Source organism: uncultured Mucilaginibacter sp., from assembly GCF_937859865.1.
Lineage (GTDB): Bacteria > Bacteroidota > Bacteroidia > Sphingobacteriales > Sphingobacteriaceae > Mucilaginibacter_A.
The window spans coordinates 1-4764 of the sequence record NZ_CALMAT010000034.1; the positions used below are offsets into that span (position 1 = coordinate 1).

A 4764-nucleotide genomic window follows, 5' to 3' on the forward strand; every position below is an offset into this window, starting at 1 on the left:
GTTTAACACTTCTGCCTTATTTGGCGGTAATGCTTGTTAAAAACCTTGTTCGGATTATCAATTTAGATTTATATGAAAAATGGGACAACTATCTGCAAACTGCCGAAGTTTTTGCGATTGTTTGGATTTTTGCCAGTTGGATTACCGCTAACCGGCAACAAAAAGCGTTAGAAAAAGAACGCGTGCAACGGCGACAGGAAGAAGAATTAAACAAACAAATTGCTGCCAGAAAAGTGGAACTGGAAGTTTTGGTGAAAGAACGCACGGCAGAATTATCACAACAAACAGAAGAATTGCAGCAGGCGCTGGCCAATTTGCGCACAACGCAAGACCAGTTGATCCAATCCGAAAAGCTGGCTTCATTAGGCGAATTAACTGCTGGTATTGCGCACGAAATCCAAAACCCGTTAAACTTCGTCAACAATTTCTCAGAAGTGAGCATCGAACTGCTGGAAGAAATGGAAGAAGAACTGGAAAAAGGTGATGTAAAAGAAGCATCAGCTATTGCTTCCGACATTAAACAAAACTTAGAAAAAATTAACCACCACGGCAAACGCGCCGATGGTATTGTAAAAGGCATGCTGCAACATTCGCGCAACAACAGCGGCGAGCGGCAGTTGACCGATTTGAACGTTTTGGCCGATGAATATTTACGGTTGAGTTACCACGGTTTGCGCGCGAAAGACAAATCTTTTAATGCAACTTTAACTACTCATTTTCAGGAAAATTTGCCAAAAATCAGCATCATCCCGCAAGATATTGGCCGCGTTCTCCTCAACCTTTTCAACAACGCTTTTTACGCTGTTCAGCAAAAGCAAAAAACAGCCGATTCTGCTTATAAACCAGAAGTTAGTGTTGATACTTCTTTTACCGATACTTTTTTGGTGATCAAAGTAAAAGACAACGGAACGGGAATCCCGGAAGCGGTGAAAGATAAAATTTTGCAGCCTTTTTTCACCACCAAACCAACCGGCGAAGGAACAGGATTAGGATTGAGTTTGAGTTATGATATTGTGGTGAAAGGGCACGGTGGGAAGATTGATATTGAATCGGAAGAGGGAAAAGGTTCGGAGTTTATTATTAATTTGCCTGCAAAAGCGTAATAATTATATTATCATGCAACGGGTTAAAACCCATTGCTACAAAATGCTCCGAGCCTATGGCTCTTTTTATAAAGAAATTTACAAAGAGGCGTAGCCTCGGCCAATATTGTAGCAACGGGTTTAAACCCGTTGAAAAGAAATAAAGAGGTAATATAGAGACGCGTAGACTCGGCGCATATGCTTTAATAACGGATTTTAATACATTAAAAAGAAAAGTTTAAACATGGCCAATACCTATCATCAAATTTACCTCCAAACTATTTTTGCAGTAAAATACCGACAGGCCGTAATTCAACAAGAATGGAAACACCAACTTTATCCGGTTGTTGGCAATCTAATCAACGAAACAAAATGCAAAACAATTATTATAAATGGAATGGAAGACCATGTGCATTGCTTTTTAGGTTTAAAACCTGTTGTCTCTGTTTCTGAATTAATGAAGACTGTAAAAGCCAAATCATTCAAATACATAAACGACCATTCACTAACGCCAGAAAGGTTTGAGTGGCAGGAAGGTTACGGCGTGTTCTCTTACAGCCACTCTGGAGTAGATGCTGTGTATAAGTATATCCAAAACCAGGAAGAACACCACAAAAAGCAGACTTTTAAAGATGAGTACTTAAATTTTTTAAAAAAGTATCAAATAGATTATGATGACCAGTACCTTTTTCAGGAGTTACTTTAATGCCTTGATAATATTGCCATGTCGTTTTTAATTATATTTGACGTATCATGAAAGTATTAGTCGTAGATGATGAAGCCGACGTGCAGCCGCTTTTTACCCAACGTTTCCGTAAGGAAATCAAAAATGGCGAGATTGAATTTAGTTTTGCCCTTTCCGGCGAAGAAGCTTTAAATTACCTGCACCAGCATGATTCTGAAATCGTCCTGATCCTTTCTGATATCAACATGCCGGGCATGAGCGGTTTGGATTTGCTGAAACAGATCCGCCAGGAACATGAAGCGGCCCCGCCCTATGTGATGATGATTACGGCTTATGCTGACGAGGAAAACCACAACCAGGCAATGCAAAACGGGGCGAACGATTTTTTGACCAAACCGGTTGATTTTAACAGTTTAAAAGAAAAACTCAAGCGTTTTGAATAATGGCTAAAATTTTAGTGGTTGATGATGAAGCGGATTTGGAACTGCTGGTGAAGCAGAAGTTTCGTCGCAAAATCAGGGAAAATATTTATGAATTTGTGTTTGCGCAAAATGGCGAGGAAGCGTTGGAGAAATTAGGGCAACATCCTGATTTGGATATTATTTTGAGCGATATCAACATGCCGGTGATGGATGGCTTGACCTTGCTCACTAAACTTTCGGAAGCAAACCCAACCATCAAAGCTGTCATGGTTTCTGCCTACGGCGATATGCAAAACATCCGCATGGCCATGAACCGTGGCGCTTATGATTTCGTTTTCAAACCAGTTGATTTTGAAGATTTGGATCTCACGATGGAGAAAACCATCCGGCATGTGCGGCAGTTGCAGCAAACCTTACGGGCCATCAAAGAGAACAACATTTTGAAAATGTACGTAGATGAAAACGTACTGAACTTTATGACGCACAAGGAGTTTGAGAACAACTTGATGCGGAACGAAGTGCAGGAAGCGACCGTGATGTTTGTGGATATTTGTGAGTTTACGGCCATTACCGAACACTTTCCGGCTAACACCGTAGTCAATTTATTAAACAGCTTGTTTGATAAAATTGTAAAAGAAATTATCGGGCAGGAAGGCCACGTAGATAAATTTATTGGTGATGCCGTGATGGCGGTTTTTAAAGGCGAAAACCATTTGCAGCGCGCTTTGGATGCTGCTTTGTCTATCAAAAACCAAATCAAAACGAGTAAAGAAATTACCGGAACCAGCAAAACTTTTAAACCGGAAATTTCAATCGGCATTAATTCCGGGGAAATGGTTTCTGGAAATATTGGTTCAGTTTCTTTAAAAAGATTGGATTATACCGTGATCGGTGATTCGGTTAATACGGCACAACGTTTGCAATCGGCAGCAAAACCCGGACAAATTTTAGTGAACCAACAAGTTTTTATGCAGGTAAAAGAAGCATTCCAATTTCAAAAAATCGGAGAAGTGTTGCTGAAAAACAAAGCATTGCCTGCTACCGTTTACGAAGTCTTGGAGTAAATTTAATGCCGCGCCCGTCGTTTCAAAACGCCGCCGGCCGCTTCTTTAATCACGCTGGTAAACACAAAAGCTTTCGGGTCAATATCGTGGACGAGGTTCCTTAAACGCCGCAGTTCCAAACGTGTTACCACGGTAAAAACAATGTCAACAGGCTGGCTCACATCATAGCTTTCTTTCAAAAAACCGCGCTCGCCTTTGTAAATGGTAATCCCCCGGCCCAAACCCATCACCAAACGCTCTTTTACTTCCTCGCTTTGTCCGGAGATGATCGTAACACCAGTATATTCTTCCAAACCTTCAATCACAAAATTGATTGCTCTGGAAGCGGTGTAGTAAGTTAAGATGGAATATAAAGCCGTTGGCAACCCTAATTTAAAGGCAGCGATCAAAAAGATCACAATGTTAATCCCCAAAATAATTTCGCTGATGGTAAAACTGATGCGTTTGCCCGTGTACAATGCCAGTACTTCTATCCCATCCAACGCACAACCGCCGCGAATGGCAAGCCCCACGCCTATCCCCATAAAAACACCGCCAAAAATAGAAACCAGCAATTTATCGGAAGTAATTTGCGGATACGGAATAAAATGCAAACAAAGCGCCAAACCGATGACCGCAGCCAGCGTACGAAAAGCAAAAGTGCGGTTTACCTGGAAAGCGCCCATCACAATAAACGGAATGTTGGCCAGGATGATAACATAAGCAATATTGATGTGGTACAACTCGTGGATCAACAGTGAAATTCCGGTAACGCCGCCATCAAAAAACTGGTTGGGCACCAAAAAACTGCGGAGCGCAAAACCGCTGAACAAAATTCCGGACAACGTATAAATAGTATCAATTGCCCAGTTCGGCAGGTATAAATTTCTCATTCGGTCTTAGTCGTTTTTAAGTTTGGCCTTGATTTGCCCCAGGTGCGCTTCCTTTTTTGCCTGCCTCAATTGCAAAGCCGTTTTGGTAAAATAATGATGGCTTTCTAAAAAACGCACTTGCAGTTCGTCCCATTCGTGTACTGTTTTTATCGTGCCAAAATTAGTAAGCTCGGCAAAAAGTTGGTTGCCAATGGTAAAAAAATCATCGCGGCCCAAATAATCCAAGTCGGCATCGGCCAAAATTTCTTCCAAATGGTTTTTGGGCGATTGCGGAATTTTTGTCGCCATAATCGATTTGGTTGGGTTGATAATCAAAGCCGGGCAAATTTTCGCGCACAATCCGGCACGATTCTTCTTCATGGTTTTTCGCGCCTTTTAAAAAGCCGGAATCGTGATAGGCAGCAGCAGTTAACACCAGTTTCATCTCTGCTGCCGAAATAGTTTCTGCCTTGCCGATTTTTTCTGCGGCATCGTAAACATCCAAAACATGTGCTACAGAATGATAAGAAAGCTTTGGCGATAACTCATTTCGCAACTTTTGAATGATGAATTCTGCGGCATTTTTAAATTGCATGTACGGCATAGGATTTGAAGCCTAAAGATATTGACATCTTTAGTTTTGAATAGGAATGCTTATTT

General features: G+C 41.3%; 7 protein-coding genes. 4 read left to right on the forward strand and 3 right to left on the reverse strand.

Features of this window, described 5'->3' with window-relative positions; translation table 11 throughout:
- The 4 genes from Q0192_RS04085 to Q0192_RS04100 form a co-directional block, all read left to right on the forward strand.
- Positions 1 to 1103: ATP-binding protein (locus Q0192_RS04085; RefSeq protein WP_299286470.1), on the forward strand; the 1103-nt coding region annotated here is incomplete at its 5' end.
- A gap of 223 nt (positions 1104 to 1326) precedes the next feature.
- On the forward strand, positions 1327 to 1788 hold the full coding sequence (gene tnpA / locus Q0192_RS04090) for an IS200/IS605 family transposase (protein ID WP_299286472.1): 462 nt from the start codon (positions 1327 to 1329) through the stop codon (positions 1786 to 1788).
- Positions 1789 to 1835: 47 nt separating this feature from the next.
- The gene (locus Q0192_RS04095; protein WP_299286474.1) at positions 1836 to 2210 is read left to right on the forward strand and encodes a response regulator; all 375 of its coding nucleotides are present in this window, start codon (positions 1836 to 1838) and stop codon (positions 2208 to 2210) included.
- Positions 2210 to 3253, forward strand: a complete 1044-nt coding sequence (locus Q0192_RS04100; protein WP_299286476.1) for an adenylate/guanylate cyclase domain-containing protein — start codon at positions 2210 to 2212, stop codon at positions 3251 to 3253. Before Q0192_RS04095 ends, Q0192_RS04100 begins: the two co-directional genes overlap by 1 nt.
- A gap of 2 nt (positions 3254 to 3255) precedes the next feature.
- Here Q0192_RS04100 and Q0192_RS04105 read toward each other — a convergent pair whose 3' ends face one another.
- Genes Q0192_RS04105 through Q0192_RS04115 form a run of 3 tightly spaced genes read right to left on the reverse strand, consistent with a single transcriptional unit; the run spans position 3256 to position 4708 of the window.
- The gene (locus tag Q0192_RS04105; protein WP_299286478.1) at positions 3256 to 4125 is read right to left on the reverse strand and encodes a YitT family protein; all 870 of its coding nucleotides are present in this window, start codon (positions 4123 to 4125) and stop codon (positions 3256 to 3258) included.
- 6 nt (positions 4126 to 4131) lie between these two features.
- Entirely contained in the window at positions 4132 to 4377 is a 246-nt protein-coding gene (locus Q0192_RS04110) for a hypothetical protein (RefSeq protein WP_299286480.1), read from the reverse strand.
- Positions 4328 to 4708: an HD domain-containing protein gene (locus Q0192_RS04115; RefSeq protein WP_299286483.1), complete on the reverse strand. Its 381-nt coding sequence runs from the start codon at positions 4706 to 4708 to the stop codon at positions 4328 to 4330. Before Q0192_RS04115 ends, Q0192_RS04110 begins: the two co-directional genes overlap by 50 nt.
- Positions 4709 to 4764 lie beyond the last annotated feature (56 nt).